The sequence below is a fragment of the Microbacterium sp. R1 genome, assembly GCF_015159725.1.
GTDB classification, from domain to species: domain Bacteria; phylum Actinomycetota; class Actinomycetes; order Actinomycetales; family Microbacteriaceae; genus Microbacterium; species Microbacterium oxydans.
The window spans coordinates 321,383-337,789 of sequence record NZ_JADDUD010000004.1; the positions used below are offsets into that span (position 1 = coordinate 321,383).

10 protein-coding genes are annotated in these 16,407 nt (G+C 70.6%); all 10 read left to right on the forward strand.

Translation table 11 applies throughout. The features are described from left to right. Positions 1-24 precede the first annotated feature (24 nt). Genes ILP86_RS16810 through ILP86_RS16855 form a run of 10 tightly spaced genes read left to right on the forward strand, consistent with a single transcriptional unit; the run spans position 25 to position 16,292 of the window. Entirely contained in the window at positions 25-996 is a 972-nt protein-coding gene (locus ILP86_RS16810) for a MoxR family ATPase (RefSeq protein WP_061017080.1), read from the forward strand. Further along, positions 996-2,258: a DUF58 domain-containing protein gene (locus ILP86_RS16815; protein WP_046746638.1), complete on the forward strand. Its 1,263-nt coding sequence runs from the start codon at positions 996-998 to the stop codon at positions 2,256-2,258. Before ILP86_RS16810 ends, ILP86_RS16815 begins: the two co-directional genes overlap by 1 nt. Continuing rightward, on the forward strand, positions 2,255-4,651 hold the full coding sequence (locus ILP86_RS16820) for a transglutaminase domain-containing protein (protein ID WP_193762497.1): 2,397 nt from the start codon (positions 2,255-2,257) through the stop codon (positions 4,649-4,651). Before ILP86_RS16815 ends, ILP86_RS16820 begins: the two co-directional genes overlap by 4 nt. After that, on the forward strand, positions 4,648-5,904 hold the full coding sequence (locus ILP86_RS16825; RefSeq protein ID WP_193762498.1) for an RDD family protein: 1,257 nt from the start codon (positions 4,648-4,650) through the stop codon (positions 5,902-5,904). The genes ILP86_RS16820 and ILP86_RS16825 overlap by 4 nt, the downstream gene beginning before the upstream one ends. Further along, on the forward strand, positions 5,901-6,716 hold the full coding sequence (locus tag ILP86_RS16830; RefSeq protein WP_046746681.1) for a PP2C family serine/threonine-protein phosphatase: 816 nt from the start codon (positions 5,901-5,903) through the stop codon (positions 6,714-6,716). The genes ILP86_RS16825 and ILP86_RS16830 overlap by 4 nt, the downstream gene beginning before the upstream one ends. Beyond that, on the forward strand, positions 6,716-7,981 hold the full coding sequence (locus ILP86_RS16835; RefSeq protein ID WP_058631574.1) for an FHA domain-containing protein: 1,266 nt from the start codon (positions 6,716-6,718) through the stop codon (positions 7,979-7,981). The genes ILP86_RS16830 and ILP86_RS16835 overlap by 1 nt, the downstream gene beginning before the upstream one ends. Further along, a complete protein-coding gene (locus ILP86_RS16840) occupies positions 7,978-9,621 on the forward strand; it encodes a serine/threonine-protein kinase (RefSeq protein WP_193762499.1) in 1,644 nt (547 codons plus the stop codon). Before ILP86_RS16835 ends, ILP86_RS16840 begins: the two co-directional genes overlap by 4 nt. 14 nt (positions 9,622-9,635) lie before the next feature. Then, a complete protein-coding gene (locus ILP86_RS16845; RefSeq protein WP_230977970.1) occupies positions 9,636-10,346 on the forward strand; it encodes a hypothetical protein in 711 nt (236 codons plus the stop codon). Beyond that, positions 10,343-11,749: an RDD family protein gene (locus tag ILP86_RS16850; protein ID WP_193762500.1), complete on the forward strand. Its 1,407-nt coding sequence runs from the start codon at positions 10,343-10,345 to the stop codon at positions 11,747-11,749. Before ILP86_RS16845 ends, ILP86_RS16850 begins: the two co-directional genes overlap by 4 nt. A 43-nt stretch (positions 11,750-11,792) precedes the next feature. After that, positions 11,793-16,292, forward strand: a complete 4,500-nt coding sequence (locus ILP86_RS16855; protein WP_193762501.1) for an FtsK/SpoIIIE domain-containing protein — start codon at positions 11,793-11,795, stop codon at positions 16,290-16,292. Positions 16,293-16,407: the final 115 nt, after the last annotated feature.

Consider the following 16,407-nt stretch of genomic DNA (forward strand, 5'->3'; position numbering starts at 1 on the left):
ACAACAACAAGGAACGACACACTCATGACAATGACCCCCGAGCAGGCCGCCTGGTTCCAGGGCACCTTCCAGCGCCTCGTCGAGAACATCGACAAGGCCGTGCAGGGCAAGCAGGAGATCGTCGGTCTCGTGCTGGCCTCGATGCTCGCCGAGGGCCATGTGCTCCTCGAAGACGCACCGGGCACGGGCAAGACCAGCCTCGCCAAGGCGCTGGCCGCGACCGTGCAGGGCACCAGCACGCGCATCCAGTTCACCCCCGACCTGCTGCCGTCCGACGTGACGGGTGTGACGATCTACGACCAGCAGTCGCACCGCTTCGAGTTCCACAAGGGCCCGATCTTCGCGTCGATCGTGCTCGCCGACGAGATCAACCGTGCCTCGCCGAAGACCCAGTCGGCGCTGCTCGAGGTCATGGAGGAGTCGCGCGTGACGGTCGACGGTGTCACCCACGAGGCCGGGCGCCCGTTCCTCGTGATCGCCACGCAGAACCCCATCGAGCAGGCGGGAACCTACAAGCTGCCCGAGGCGCAGCTCGACCGCTTCCTGATCAAGACCTCGATCGGATACCCCGACCTCGCGGTGACCGAGAGCATCCTCGCCGGCGCCTCCGACCGCAACCCGTCTGCAGGTCTGTCCGCGATCATCACGACCAGCGCCGTCGCCGACATGGCCGACCTCGCGGCCACCGTGCACGTCGAGCCCGCCGTGCTCCGCTACGTGGCAGAGCTCGCCGAGGCGACTCGTGAGGACGGCGCCATCCGTCTCGGCGTCTCGGTGCGCGGTGCGATCGCGATGATCCGCATCGCCAAGGTCTGGGCCGCGGCTCAGGGACGCCACTTCGTGCTCCCGGACGACATCAAGGTGCTCGCCCGCCCGGTGTGGCAGCACCGTCTGCTGCTCGACGCCGAGGCCGAGTTCGCCGGCACCAGCAGCGACACCGTCATCGCCCGCGTGCTCGACGCCGTTGCGGCCCCCCAGGCCCGAGCGGCGGCCTGATGACCGCGGAGGCCCTTCCGGCGTCGACGCCGCAGACGGAGCGCGACGCCGGATGGCGTGACATCGCGGCCGTCCTCGGTGCGCGCGCCCTGACGCGCCTCCGCAAGATCACCTCCGCCATCCGCCCGCTGGCGTGGGTGCTGATGGCGCTCGCGGTCGGCTTCTGGGTGCTCGGGCAGATCGCCGGCTGGTCGGAGTTCACGATCGCCGCGGTCGTCATCGCGATCGCCGTCGCCCTGTGCGCGCTGTTCCTGATCGGCCGCACCGCCTACGACGTCGCCCTCGACCTCGCCCGCACCCGCGTCGTCGTCGGAGAGCGCGCGGTCGGCGCCCTGACCCTCGCGAACCGCGGCAGCAGGGCCATCCTGCCGTCGCGAGTGGTGCTCCCCGTCGGTTCGGGGCGCGGCGAGTTCGGCATCCAGCGGCTCGCGCCGGGGGAGGAGGCGGAGGAGCTCTTCGCGATCCCGACCCAGAAGCGCGGTGTGGTCAAGGTGGGCCCTGTGAGCGTCGTGCGCGGCGACCCCCTCGGCCTGTTCGAGCGGGCGCACCGTCGCGACGACCCCGTCGACCTCTTCGTGCACCCGCGCACGGTGCTGTTCGACGGCCAGTCCCTCGGCTACCTGCGTGACCTCGAGGGTCTTCCCGCCGCCGACCTGTCCCGCGACGACGTGTCGTTCCACGCCCTGCTCGAGTACCAGCCGGGCGACGACCTCCGCCACGTGCACTGGCGCTCGACGGCCCGCACCGGCACCATGATGGTCCGGCAGTACGAGGAGACCCGGCGCTCGCACTTCGTGATCGGTCTGTCGCGCTCCCTCGCCGACTACGCCACCCCCGACGACTTCGAGCTGGGAGTCTCGGCCGCAGGGTCGATCGGCCTGCGTGCTCTCCGCGACTCGCAGCGCGTCGACATGCGGGTGCAGGGGCGCGAGCTGCCGGCAGGCACGGGCAAGCAGCTGCTCGATTCCCTCTCGGCCGTCGAGAACAGCAAGCCCAAGGAGGGCGGCATCGCCGAGCTCGCCGGAGTGGTGTCGGCGACGATGCCGCTCGCGAGCGTCGTGGTGCTCGTGTGCGGGGCGCGGGTCAAGCCCGACGACCTCCGTCTCGCCTGTGCGCGTCTTCCATTCGGCGCCCGCGTGCTCGTGGTCGTCGCCGACACCACCGCCTCCGCTCCGGCCCTGCGCCGCATCGGCGATGCCGACGTCGTGACGGTCGGTGCGCTGGAGCAGATCCCCCTCGCCCTGCAGAAGGTGCTCGCATGACCGCATCCTCCGCCGCGTTCGCCGGTCTTCCCGTGCGTCGCTGGATCCTCGATCTCGGTGCCTCCGCTCTCCTGGTGGTCACCGCGCTGGTCGGCTTCTGGCCGACGTTCGCCGGTCCGTCCTTCCTCCCCGCCGTGGTCGGCGGCGTCGTGCTCGGCCTCGCGATCGCGGCGGTCACGACCTGGCGCCGTTGGGGCATCCTGATCATCGCGGGCCTCACGGTCGCCGCCTACTTCGTGTTCGGCGGCGCGTTCGCCCTGCCGCAGACCTCGATCCTCGGCTTCATCCCGACGCTGGAGACGCTGCAGAAGCTCGCGCTCGGGACGGTCACCGCGTGGAAGCAGATGCTCACCACGGTGGCGCCCGTGGCCGCGGCGGACGGTCACCTCGTGGTCCCCTTCCTCCTGGCGCTGGTGTTCACGACGGTGACCGCGTCGCTCGCGCTGCGCCTGTCGCAGGTGGCCTGGGCGCTGATCCCGGCCGGCGTGCTGCTCATGCTCGTGATCGCCCTCGGCACCCCTGAACCCGCGTTCCCGCTGGTGCAGGGACTCGTGTTCGCGGTCGTGAGCATGTCCTGGCTCGCGCTTCGCCAGCTGTGGGCGCCGCAGAACACGGCGATCTCCGTCAGCGAGGTCGACCCCTCCAGGGCCTCGCACATGCGCACCCGTCGTCTGCTCGCCGGCGTGGCCGTGCTGGCGATCGCCGGTGGTGCGGGGGTGGCCACGAGCGCGGTCGCGAACCCGGCGCAGCCGCGGCACGTGTTCCGCGACGTGATCATCCCGCCGTTCGACATCCGGGACTACCCGAGCCCCCTGCAGGCGTTCCGCAAGAACGTGCGCGATGAGGCGGACGAGACGCTCTTCACGGTGCAGGGACTGCCCAAGGGCGCGCGGATCCGCACGGCCGTCATGGATCAGTTCGACGGCATGGTCTACAACGTCACCGACGGCGGACCCACCTCGTCGAGCGCCTTCAGCCCGCTGCGCTCGAACATGTCACCGGATGCCGAGGGCGTCCCGGTGACGCTCAACGTCGAGATCGGTGCCTATCGCGGTGTGTGGATGCCGACCGCGGGCGAGCTGTCCGAGATCAGGTTCTCCGGCGATGACGCCGAGCAGCTGCGCCGCGGCACCTACGTGAACACCGAGACGGGCACTGCCGTCTCCACCACGAAGCTGACGAAGGGCGACGAGTACACGGTGGACGCCGTGATGCCGAACATTCCCGACGACGAGCAGCTCGCCGAGGTGCCGTTCGGCAAGGTCTCGATGCCCAAGCCGAGCAACGTGCCGGAGGAGCTCACAGCCCTCGCCGCCGAGACGGTGGTCGGCGCGGAGACGCCCATCGAGCGGGTGCGGGCCCTCGAGAACTTCCTGGCGAAGGAGGGCTTCTTCAGCCACGGGCTCGAGGGGGAGGTCATCTCCCGGGCTGGACACACCGCCGAGCGCATCTCGACCCTCGTCGGCGGCGAGCAGATGATCGGCGACGACGAGCAGTACGCCGTGGCGATGGCCCTGCTCGCCGGACAGGTCGACATCCCCGCTCGTGTGGTCATGGGCTACTACCCCGACGAGGAGAATGCGGGAGAAGCCACGTTCGCTGCCACCGGCGACGACGTGCATGCCTGGGTCGAGGTCAACTTCGAGGGGCTCGGGTGGATCGCCTTCAACCCCACCCCTCCCGAAGACCAGGTGCCGAACGATCAGAACACCAAGCCGCGCGTCGACCCGAAGCCGCAGGTGCTGCAGCCCCCGCCTCCGCCGCAGGAGCCCGTCGACCTGCCGCCCACGCTGCCCGACGACCGCGAGGGCGAGGACGAGAGTCTCAACATCGCGGGCATCATCGGTGCGATCCTCGTGATCGGTGGCATCTCCCTCGGAGTGATCGCACTCCTGGCATCGCCGTTCATCGTGATCGGTGCGTGGAAGGCGGCGAAGCGTCGTTCCCGACGCGCGGCCGCACGCAACGCCGACCGCATCAGCGGGGGATGGGACGAGCTCACCGACCGTGCCGTGGACTACGGCGCGCGCATCCCTCCCGGCGGCACGCGGATCGAGGAGGCGGTGGTCGTCGCGTCTTCGTTGACGGTTCCGCAGGTCACCGCCCTCGCCGAGCGGGCCGATGCCGATGTGTTCGGTCCCGCCGAGCCGAGCCAGGAGGACGTCGATTCCTTCTGGCACGAGGTCGATGACATCGTGGGCGGCCTCGGCAAGGAGGCCGGCTTCTGGAAGCGTCTTCAGGCGCGACTGAGCATCCGCTCCCTGGTCGGCGGCACGGCCATCTCGAACGGATTCCAGAATCTGAAGGAAGCGGCGGCCGTGCGCGTCCGCCGTGAACCTGGCACCATCAAGAACAGCACGACGCCCCCGTCCTCCGAGAGCGAGACCTCATGACGCAGCCCGCGACCGACCAGATCGCGCCGGTCTCCCGTCGCGCCGTCGCCTACCTCATCGACGCCCTGATCGCCGGGGGCCTCGCGATCGTGCTCGGCGGTGGACTCCTGGTCGGCGCCTCGCTCACCGGCAGCCTCGAGGGCAGTGTCGGAGTCCTGCTGATCGGGGGTCCGGTCGTGAGCCTGATCCTTCTCGGCTGGTTCGTCGTCTACACCGTGATGCAGGCGGGCACCGGCTCGATCGGCATGCGCGCCCAGGGCCTTCGGCTGGTCTCGGCGACGGACGGGAGCGGCCTCGGCTTCGGACGGACGCTGCTGCGCAACGTCATCTTCGGCCTCGCCGCCGCCATCGTCGTGGGCTACTTCACGCCGCTGTTCGACGGCTCCGGTCGGTACCAGGGGTGGCACGACAAGGTGGCCGGCTCCCTCATGGTGGACGCGCGCGTGCCTGCACCCGCCACCGCGACACCCGCCACCGCGACGACCGCGGTCCCCGCCTCGACCGGATCCGGGGCCGCGGCCCCGGCGCCCGCACCGGCGATCCCCGGACTCCCGCAGCCGGCTCCTGCCTCGGCTCCGGCCCCGATTCCGGGTCCCGCGCCGTTTCCTGTTCCGGCTCCGGCGACGGCTCCCGCCACGCCGCCCTCCGCTTCGATCCCTCCGCGACCGGCCGCTCCCGCGGCACCGGTCGCCGACGCGGGATCCCTCATCGCCTTCGTCCCCGGCATCACGCAGGATGCTCCCGCACGCCCAGCGCCCGAGCCCGAGCCCGAGCCCGAGACCGCACCCTCACCTGCACTCGACGAGACGATCCAGCAGCAGCCTGCGGCTCCGGTGAGTCCGCCCGCCGCGCCTGCCGCCCCCGCGGCGCCTGCCGCGTCGCGCACCACCGAGGAGGACGACCTCGAGGACACCAGGATCAGTGTTCCGGGACACCGGCTCGTCTTCACGTGGGACGACGGGACGCGTGTCTCCGTCTCCCGCCGCACGGTGTTCGGGCGCAACCCCGCACCGGAAGAGGGAGCGACGCTCGTGCCCGTGCGCGACGAGACGCTCTCGCTCTCGAAGACGCACTTCGAGGCGGCGGCCGAGACCTCGGGCGGCTGGGTGATGGACCGACACTCCACGAACGGCATGACGATCGTCCGCGCAGGCCAGCGGATCGCCTGTCCCGCGGGGCAGCGCGTCCCGGTGCGACTGGGCGACGCCATCGAGATCGGCGACCGCATCGTCACGATCGGCGGATACGCATGAGGCCGGGACTGGTCGTCTCGACCGGGTCGGCCACGCATCCGGGACTCCGGCGTGCGCTGAACGAGGACGCGCATCTGGCATCGGCGCCGATCTTCCTGGTCGCCGACGGAATGGGTGGGCACGAAGCGGGGGAGCGCGCGAGCGCCGCCGTGATCGCGGAGTTCGCGCGCTACATCGGTCGGTCCGCGCTCGAACTCGACGACGTGCGTCTGGCACTCTCCCTGGCGAGGGAGAGTGTCGAGGAGCTGTCCACCTCGGGCAACGGCCGCGCAGGTACGACACTCAGCGGTGTGTTCGTCGCCTCGGTCGACGGCATGGGCTACTGGCTCGCACTCAACATCGGCGACTCGCGCACCTATCGCTTCGCAGACGGCGAGCTGGAGCAGATCACGGTGGACCATTCCGTGGTGCAGGAGCTGATCGAATCGGGTGAGCTCACGGTCGAGGATGCCGTCTCCGACCGCCGCCGCAACATCATCACGCGGGCGATCGGCGCGAGCAGCACGGGCGACGCGGACTACTGGATGTTCCCCGCCGAGCTCGGCGACCGGATGCTGGTGTGCTCGGACGGACTCACCTCCGAGGTCGCCGACGCCCGCATCCGCGAGATCCTGATCGCCGAGAAGGACCCGCAGCGGGCGGCAGACGTGCTCATCGACGAGGCCGTCAGCGCCGGGGGTAGGGACAACATCACGGTGCTCGTCATCGATGCCGTCTCCGTCGCCTCGAGACCGGGGACGCTGATGGCCACCGATACGGACATCGACCAGGACACACGTCCACGAGAAGCCGCAGCAGGAGGGGTTCGCTGATGCAGACCAGCTACCGACCGGGACAGTGGTACCTGATCGTCATCCCGGGAGCGCTCGTCGCCCTCCCGCCCGAGGTGCCAGGCGATGTCGTCGCGCGGCTGTGGGAGCGCCTGCCGGAGGAGAAGACGCTCGCGACCGTTGTCGATGTGCTCACCGCGCAGTCGGGGGTCTCGTTCACTTCGCTGCCCTCGTTCGTCGCGGCCGTCGCCGAAGGATCGGACATGCGGATCGCCCTGCGGGGGGCGGTCACCGCGAGTGTGGAGACCGGCTCGGAGTCGTTCGAGCTCTCCGGCGCCGATGTCACCACCTGGAACGAGCGCTACCTCGGCGGTGCGACGAAGGTCGAGATCACGGTCGAGAGCGCCGATGCCGACGCCGACGGTCTGCCCGTGCAGAGCGGAATCGTCCGGGCGGCGGCTGTGAGCGCCGAGCTCGAACCGAGCGATGCCGATCCGCTCCCCTCCATCCTCGGCCCTGCCCCGGTCGTCGGGGAGTCCGCGCCGGCCGCGAACGTCGCGGCGCCGGAGCCTGTCGCGGCTCCTGAACCCGCGCCGGAGCCGGTGGCCGAGCCCGCGCCGCAGCCCGAGCCCGCGCCGGAGCCCGCGCCGGAGCCGGTGGCAGCTCCCGAGCCGGAGCCGGAGCCGGAGCCCGAGGAACCGCTCCCCGTCATCGACGATGCCTTCCTGCCGCCCACCGAGGTGACACTCGCTCCGCCGGTCGACGACGACTTCGACCAGCTGTGGGGCGCCACGGTGCACTCCGTCGGCGGGGCGGCGACACCGGCCGCGCCGATCGCCGTCGAGGGCGACCACGACGGCGCGACGATCTCGGCCGCAGACCTCCGCGCGCTCCGTCAGCAGCCGCCGGTCTCCAGTGACGCCCCGACGGAGGTGCTCGATGTCGCCCCGGCACCGGCCGCGGCCTCCGTCGGCCGCATCCGCCTGTCCACAGGGCAGGAGACGGCTCTGGATCGCACCGTGATCATCGGGCGCCGCCCGCGGTCGACGCGGGCGAGCGGCGCGAATCTTCCGCATCTCATCGCCGTCGAGAGCCCTCAGCAGGACATCTCGCGCAGCCACCTCGAAGTACGGCCGGAGGGCGACACCGTGGTGGTCATCGATCTGCACACCACCAACGGGTCCACCCTGCTGCGGCCGGGAGCCGACCCCGTGCGGCTGCACCCCGGCGAGCAGACGCTGGTGCTCTCCGGCGACGTCGTCGACCTCGGCGACGGTGTCACGGTCGCCTTCGAGGATCTGCCGTGACGCGTCGCCCCTCCCCGCCGCCGGACCTTCCCGGCTTCACCTACGTCGAGCCGCTGGGCACCGGCGGCTTCGCCGACGTCTTCCTCTACGAGCAGGAGATGCCCCGCCGCCGGGTCGCGGTGAAGGTGCTGCTCGCCGATCGCATCTCCAGCGGCGCCGCCCAGGAGTTCGCGGATGAGGCGAACGTCATGGCGATGCTCTCCACGCACCCCGCGATCGTGACGATCTACCAGGCAGGGGTCGCCGGAGACGGACGCCCGTACCTGGTGATGGAGTACTGCCCGCGGCCCAACCTCCAGCTGCGCGCGCGGAAGGACCCGTTCTCGGTGGCCGAGGCGCTGCGGGTCGGTGTGCAGGTGGCCGGTGCCGTCGAGACAGCGCACCGCGCCGGTGTGCTGCACCGCGACATCAAGCCCGCCAACATCCTGGTCACCGAGTACAACAGGCCGGCGCTCACCGACTTCGGCATCGCGTCCACCACCGGAGCCACGGGAGAGGCGTCGGGGATGTCGATCCCGTGGTCGCCCCCCGAATCGTTCGCCGAGCCGCCGCAGAGCGGACCCCGAACGGATGTGTGGGCCCTCGGAGCGACGCTGTACACCCTTCTGGCCGGCCGTTCGCCGTTCGAGCGTCCGGGGGAGCGCAACTCGAGCGCCGACCTCATCGAGCGCATCGAGCGTGCAGCTCTCCCCTCGCTGAAGCGGCCGGACTCGCCCGAGAGCCTGCAGCGCCTCCTCGAGCGCGCGATGGCGAAGAACCCCGACGATCGTTTCCCGAGCGCCGTGGCGTTCGCGCGGGCACTGCAGAAGGTGCAGATCGAGCTCTCGCATTCGGTGACGCCGATCGACATCGTCGACGACCACCCGCCGGCGGAGGATCTGGACGACGACGGCGACGGCCTCACGCGGGTGCGCGAGATCGTCAGCATCGACCCCGACGTGGCATCGTTCACCCGCCCGTCGGCGACGACGCAGCGCAAAGAGCCTCCGGCCGCGCTGCCCGGCATCCCGCGCTTCGACGCGCCACTCGCCGAGACATCGTCCGTGCCGTCCGTCGAGCAGACGCAGCTGCGTGCTCCGACTCCGACTCCTGCTCCGCCGCAGCCGCTGCCCCCGAGCGCCGATGACCGGACGATCGCCCGAGCCCCGCAGGTGGTCGCCCCCGACGCTGCCGTGCCGCCGGCGATGGTGCCCGGCACGCCCGTCGCAGCTCCGGCCGCACCCGAAGCGCCGCGCAGCCGCAAGGGCCTCTGGATCGGGCTCGCCGCCGCCGGCGTCGTGATCGTGATCGGCGGGATCGTCGGTCTGAACCTGCTGGTCGCCGGGATCACACCCGAACCGCAGGAGACGGCCGAGGCCGTCGACCCGAAGGATGTCGGCACGGATGTGGTGCCGAAGGTGACCGGGCTCGCCGGGACGCGGCAGGGCGAACAGGTCGTCTTCACCTGGACGAACCCGAGCCCGCTCGACGGCGACTCGTACATCTGGACCCCGGTGGCCGTGTCGGGAGAGGTCGATCCGCAGCAGACGCCGGATCCGACCGCTACCCTTCCTGCCACAGCGGGGACCGTGTGCATCGACGTGATGCTGCGACGCGACGACGGGCGCGCGTCCGAGACCGTGCGGGGGTGCGTGGAGTGAGTGGTGAAGGCGGTGTGACCGTCGAGTTCGCGGGGGAGTACTTCCCGGTCCGTCGAGGCGGGCGGTTCATCGTCGGACGCGAGGGCGACCTCGAACTCGACGACAATCTGTTCCTGCACCGGCACTTCCTGGAGATCACCGACGCCGACGGGCTGTGGTGGCTGTCGAACGTCGGCACGCGCCTCACGGCGACCGTGACCGACTCGGCCGGCGGAGTGCAGGCATGGCTCGCGCCCGGCGCCCGTCTTCCGCTGGTCTTCGAGACCACCACGGTCGTGTTCAGCGCAGGACCGACGACGTACGAGCTCACCCTGCACGCGGCCGAGCCGACGTTCCGTGCGACCAGACGCGAGCACGACGACGGCGGCGCATCGACGATCGGAGACGTACCGCTGACCCTCAGCCAGAAGCTCCTCATCCTCGCGCTGGCCGAGCCGCAGCTGCGCAGGGACGGCACGGGCATGAGCGAGATCCCCACCTCGGCGAAGGCCGCGGAGCGACTCGGGTGGACGGTCACCCGCTTCAACCGCAAACTCGACAACGTGTGCGACAAGTTCGACCGGATCGGTGTGCCCGGCATGCGCGGTGGGCAGCGCAGCTTCGCGACCAACCGTCGCGCGCGGCTGGTCGAACACGTGATCGCCTCGCGCCTGGTCGGCAAGAGCGACCTGCCTCTGCTCGACACCGCGCACGCCGTCGACGAGGCCGAGGGAGAGCAGGAGTGATCTGGGAGATCGACGACCACGCTCCCGAGGTCGAAGGGCTCGACGCGCACGGACGCCCCGACCCCGCGTACGCGGCGTCGCTGGGGCTGCGACCGGCGGGACGGGGAGCGCGTGTTCTCGCCGCTCTCATCGAGTGGACGGTGGCCGTGCTCATCGCGCTTCCGGCCATCATCGCGCTGACTCCCGTGCTCGCTCAGGCGGTGTCGGGGGAGTTCGACGCGGAGACGTTCTTTGCCCGGGGTGACCTGGTGTGGCTCATCGTCGCCGCCGCGGTCTCGCAGGGGCTGATGATCGCGTATGTGGTGGTCCAGCTCGTGCTGCACGGACGCAAGGGAGTGACGCTCGGCAAGGCGATCTGCGGCATCCGCTCGGTGAACGTCCGCACTCTCGAGCGCCCGGGATTCTGGCGCGGCGCCGTGGTCCGGTACCTCGTCGCGTACGCCTCGTTCATCGTGCCGATCGTCGGCCCCGTGCTGGTGATCATGCTCTCGCCGCTCTTCGATATCGAGAAGCGCGGCCGTGGATGGCTCGACCTGGCCGCCGCGACCTGGTTCGTGGACGTGCGGGGCGGCTTGAACCCCTACGACCAGAAGCGCATGCGCATCGCGCGCAAGCGGGTGAAGACGCCGGAGCACGAGGAGAAGGCGCCGCTCCCGTCCCTGGCCACGCCGGTACATCGCGATGCCCCGGCGGAGTATGTTCCGAGTGCACGGTTCTCCGGCGGCGTGATCGGCGCGCATCGATCCGCCGGGGGCACCGCGCCGGAGCCGCAGGAGGCCCCGGGCGTCGGATCCATGGTGTCGGCCGTGCCCCCGTCCCTGGCGACGGGTGCTCCCGGCCCGGCAGCATTCTCTCCGGCTCCGGCTCCGGCTCCCGCACCGGCTCCGGCTCCCGCACCGGCTCCGGCTCCTTCTGTCCCGGAACCGGCGCCCGTTCGGCCCCCGACATCCGCTCCTGTCGCCGCCTCTGCCGCCGCCACAGCGGCACCCGCTGTGGAAATGCCGGCAGCCCCGGACGCACCGGCACCTGCCGCATCTCCCGCGTCCGCACCCGCCGCTTCCCCCGCGCCGATGGGAGTACGAGCGCTCCTGGTGCTCGACACCGGGCAGCGTATCGAGGTGCGGGGGACGACGCTGTTCGGGCGGTCCCCGAGTGCCGCCGCTGGCGAGGGCGAGGCGCTCCTGGTGCCGGTCGTCGACGACACGCGCTCGGTGTCCAAGACCCACATCGCGGTGATGCCGGCCCGACGGGGCGTCTTCGTCGTCGACCGGGCCTCCACGAATGGCAGCGCGATCGTCCGAGGCGGTTCTGAGACAGCGCTGCCGGCGGGACACCCCGCGGAATTGCAGATCGGCGACACGGTGCGCTTCGGCGACCGGTCCCTCCTGGTGGAGTGGGTATGACCCTGAGCAGTGAGATGCGCCCTCGGCGCGGTGAGGACGAGCGATGAGAGTCAAGCTGACCCTGCGTCGACCCGCGGCACCCCTGACCGACGTGGTCGTGATGGCCGACTCGACGGCGACGATCGCCGACGTGGCGCGGCAGATCGCCACGACAGACCCCGCGCGCAGCATCATGGCGGCGCCCAGCGATGTGCTCACGCTGTCTGTCGCCCCGCCGACCAGCGAGCAGCTCACGATGCTCAACCCCGACCTGCTCGTGGGCGATGCCCCGATCGGCTCCGGGTTCCTCGCCGAGGTGATCAACGTCGGATCCCATCGGGCGTCGGTGGGCGGGGCGGGCACGCACCCGGCCGCCGTCCTCACGGTCGTCGCCGGTCCTGCCGCCGGCCAGGAGTTCCCGTTGCCGATCGGTCACTTCCTGATCGGACGCGACGCCGCGAACGATGTGACCATCGCCGACCCGCTGGTCTCGAAGCGGCACGCCCGCATCGAGGTCGCGGCGACCTTCGTCGAACTGGTCGATCTGAACTCCGCGAACGGCATCCTCGTCGACGGCGGACTCGTGCAGCGGCTCCGGGTCATCCCGGGACAGAGCTTCGTGCTGGGCGACTGCGAGTTCGTCGTGCACATGGTGAGCGATTTCGACGGCTCCGCCAGCGGCGACCCGGTGCTCGAGCGCGGAGGCGCTCTGATGTTCAACCGCAGCCCGCGCGTCGAGGAGCGCTTCACCGGGCAGGAACTGGACGAACCGCGCTACCCCCGCGACCAGCCGTCCCGGCTGTTCCCCTGGCCCATGCTCGTCGCTCCGATCCTGCTGGCCGTCACGATGTTCAGCATCACGCAGCGTCCGGCATCCCTCCTGATCGCGGCCGCGTCGCCGATGATGATGTTCGGGAACTTCATCTCGCAGAAGACCAACCTCGGTCAGCGTCTGCGCAAGGAGGCGGAGTCGTTCGAGGAGCAGTTCGAACGCCTGGAGGAGACGCTCTACCACTCCCACCCGCGGGAGCGGGAGGTGCGGCAGAACGAGGTACCGGCCGTCGCCGTCGTGTTCGACGAGGCGATGCGGCTCGGACCCCTGCTGTGGACGCGACGCCCCGAGCACTGGAACTTCCTCGCGATGCGCCTGGGCGTCTGCGAGAGCGAGGCGCGCACGCGCATCAAGCGCACCGAGAGCCCTGACGCGCTCGTCGAGTACGTCGAGCGCGTCGACCGCCTCGAGGAGCGGTACCGGATGATCGACGACGTGCCGATCCTGGAGTCGCTCCAGAGCGTCGGGTCGATCGGTGTCGCCGGTCCCACATCGCTGGCGAGCGACGCGCTCCGCGGCATCGCCGTGCAGCTGTTCGGCACGCATTCGCCGAACGAGCTGGTGACGGTCGCGCTGACCGAGCCGGGCTGGGCCAACGAGCTCGACTGGCTCAAGTGGTTGCCCCACACCTCCAGTGAGCGCAACCCGTTCAAGGAGATGCCTCTGGCAGACTCCGCCTCGACCGGCACGGCACTGCTCAGCGGCCTGGAGGAGATCGTCCTGCGTCGCTCGCGGGAGTCGAAGTCCGCCCGGCCCCCGTACGGCGCCGACTGGGACCCGATGCGCTACGGCACCGACGTCAAGCGCGCCGCCGAGGACGCGACATTCCCCGGCCAGACGGCGATCCTCGTGATCATCACGAACGATGCTCCTGTCGATCGCGCCCGGCTGACCCAGATCCTGGAACGCGGTGCCGACGTCGGCGTGTACGCCCTGTTCGTCGCTCCCGTGGTCGAGGCGCTGCCCGCCGCGTGCCGCACGTTCGTCGACGTGAGCGCAGGGCTCGGCGATGCGGTGGTCGGCACGGTCCGCAGCGGCGTGGACTATCGCGGAGTGCAGGTCGAGGGCGTCTCGCACGCCTACATGACCATGTTCGCCAAGCGGCTGGCCCCCGTCGTCGACTCCAGCACCGTGATCGAGGACTCCTCCGACATCCCGAACTCGGTCAGCTTCCTCTCCCTGGTGGGCACCGAGGTCGCGGAGGACGCGAACGCGGTGATCGACCGCTGGCGCCAGAACAACACGATCATCGACCGCTCCGGCGCCCCGCAGGCCCGGCTGAAGAAGGCGGGGAACCTGCGCGCCATCATCGGACAGTCGCAGACCGACGCGATGACCCTCGACCTGCGCACCCAGGGTCCGCACGCCCTCGTCGGCGGGACGACCGGTGCCGGTAAGAGCGAGTTCCTGCAGGCCTGGGTGCTCGGCATGGCAGCCGCCCACAGCCCGGATCGCGTCACCTTCCTCTTCGTCGACTACAAGGGCGGCTCCGCGTTCGCCGACTGCGTCGACCTGCCGCACACGGTGGGCCTGGTCACCGACCTGAGCCCGCACCTGGTGCGTCGCGCCCTCACCAGCCTGCGCGCCGAGCTGCACCACCGCGAGCACCTCTTCAACCGCAAGAAGGCCAAGGACCTGCTCGAACTCGAGAAGCGGCGTGACCCGGAGACTCCGCCGGCGCTCGTGCTCGTGATCGACGAGTTCGCCGCGCTCGCCGGAGAGGTGCCGGAGTTCGTCGACGGCGTCGTCGACATCGCCCAGCGCGGTCGCTCCCTCGGCATCCACCTGATCATGGCGACGCAGCGACCGGCCGGTGTCATCAAGGACAACCTGCGGGCGAACACGAACCTGCGCGTCGCGCTGCGCATGGCGGACGAATCCGATTCGAAGGATGTCGTCGACGATCCGGTGGCGGCGACGTTCCCGCCCTCGCTGCCGGGGCGCGGCATCGCGAAGACCGGTCCGGGACGCCTCGTGCCGTTCCAGTCGGCCTACGCCGGCGGATGGACGACGGACGAGGCGCAGGTCGCCGAGGTGAAGGTGGCGGAACTCCGGTTCGGCTCCATCCAGACCTGGGAGGCCGAGCAGGCTCCGGAGTCCGAGTCCCACGACGAGGATCTCGGACCCAACGACCAGAAGCGCATCGTGGCGACGCTCGTGAACGCGGCACGTGCGGCTCGTATCCCCGCGCCTCGACGTCCGTGGCTCGACGACCTCGAGGGGGCCGTCGACATGCGCGACCTCCCGGTGCTCGGCGACGGACAGGTGCTGCTCGGCAAGATGGACGTGCCGGAGCGGCAGCTGCAGGAGCCGGCGTACTTCCATCCTGACAAGGACGGCTCGCTCCTCGTCTACGGAACGAGCGGGTCGGGCAAGTCGACCGTGCTGCGCACCATCGCGATCGCGGCGGGCTTCGACCCCGCGCATTCGAACGTCGAGGTGTACGGACTCGACTTCGGTTCCGGCTCGCTCAAGAGCCTGGAGATGCTCCCGCACGTCGGCTCGATCATCTCGGGCGACGACTCCGAGCGCGTGCAGCGCGTGCTGCGCTCGTTGGCCGCGGTGCTGGATGACCGCGGCAAGCGCTTCAGCGCTGCCAACGCCTCGAGCCTCACCGAGTACCGCGAGCTCACCGGGCGGGACGAGGCGCGCATCCTGCTGCTGATCGACGGCTTCCCGCAGTTCCGCAGCGAGTGGGAGTCGACCACCGCGCGGATGCCGTTCTACCAGACTTTCATGCGCATCCTCGGCGAGGGTCGCCCGCTGGGCGTGCACGTGATCGCGAGCGCTGACCGTTCCGGCTCCGTGCCCACAGCGGTCAGCGCGAACGTCTCGCGGCGCGTGGTGCTGCGCCTCTCGGATGAGTCCGGGTATGCGATGCTCAACGCGCCCAAGGATGTGCTGGACGAGCGTTCCGCGCCCGGTCGCGCCATCGTCGATGGCCGCGAGACGCAGATCGCGACGCTGGGCGGGACCCCGAACGTGGCGGAGCAGACCAAGCTGCTCGAGGGCGTCGCCGAGAGGCTGCGTGCGGCGGGAGCGAGGGAGGTGCCCGAGATCGGTGCGCTGCCCACCCGCCTGTCGGTGCGCGACCTGCCCGATCGCCTGGGCGAGTTCCCGGTGCTCGGTGTCGCGGAGGACACCCTGGCGGCGCGCGACTTCGACCCGGTCGGCACGTTCGTCGTGGCCGGTCCGCCGTCGTCGGGCAAGACCAACGCCCTCAAGTCGCTCATCACCTCGATGGGGCGACTCGACCCGGCGACCGTGCTGTTCCACTTCGGAGGCCGTCGTGCCCAGCTCAAGGACTACACGAGCTGGACGCGCAGCGCCGTGACGCCGGAGGACGCGAAGGAGCTCGCCAAGGAGATCACCGAGCTGATCGCCGACGACTCGCTCCCGACGAGAGTGCTCATCGTGGTCGAAGACGTGCCCCAGTTCGCCGACAGCCCGGCCGAGCGCGAGATGAAGGCCCTCTTCCAGGCGATCAACCGCAGCGACCACCTGCTCATCGGCGATGCCGACGTCACGCAGGTCACGAGCGGCTTCGGGTTCATCGGCGACTTCAAGGCCGGGCGCAAGGGCATCATCCTCAAGCCCGATTCCTTCGACGGCGACGCGGTGTTCAAGGTGCCGTTCCCGAAGGTCAAGCGCACCGACTTCCCCGAGGGGCGAGGCATCTTCGTGCAGGCCGGACGCCAGGTCACGGTGCAGCTGCCGCTCGTCGAGGGGTAGACGACGGCCGCAATCGTGGATGGGGAGTTGTCCCCATCGACGGTGTTCGTGGGTGCCGCGTAGGGTGGGGTTATTCGGGCCGGAGGGGTCCGGTTCTCTCGATTTGCGGAGGTGT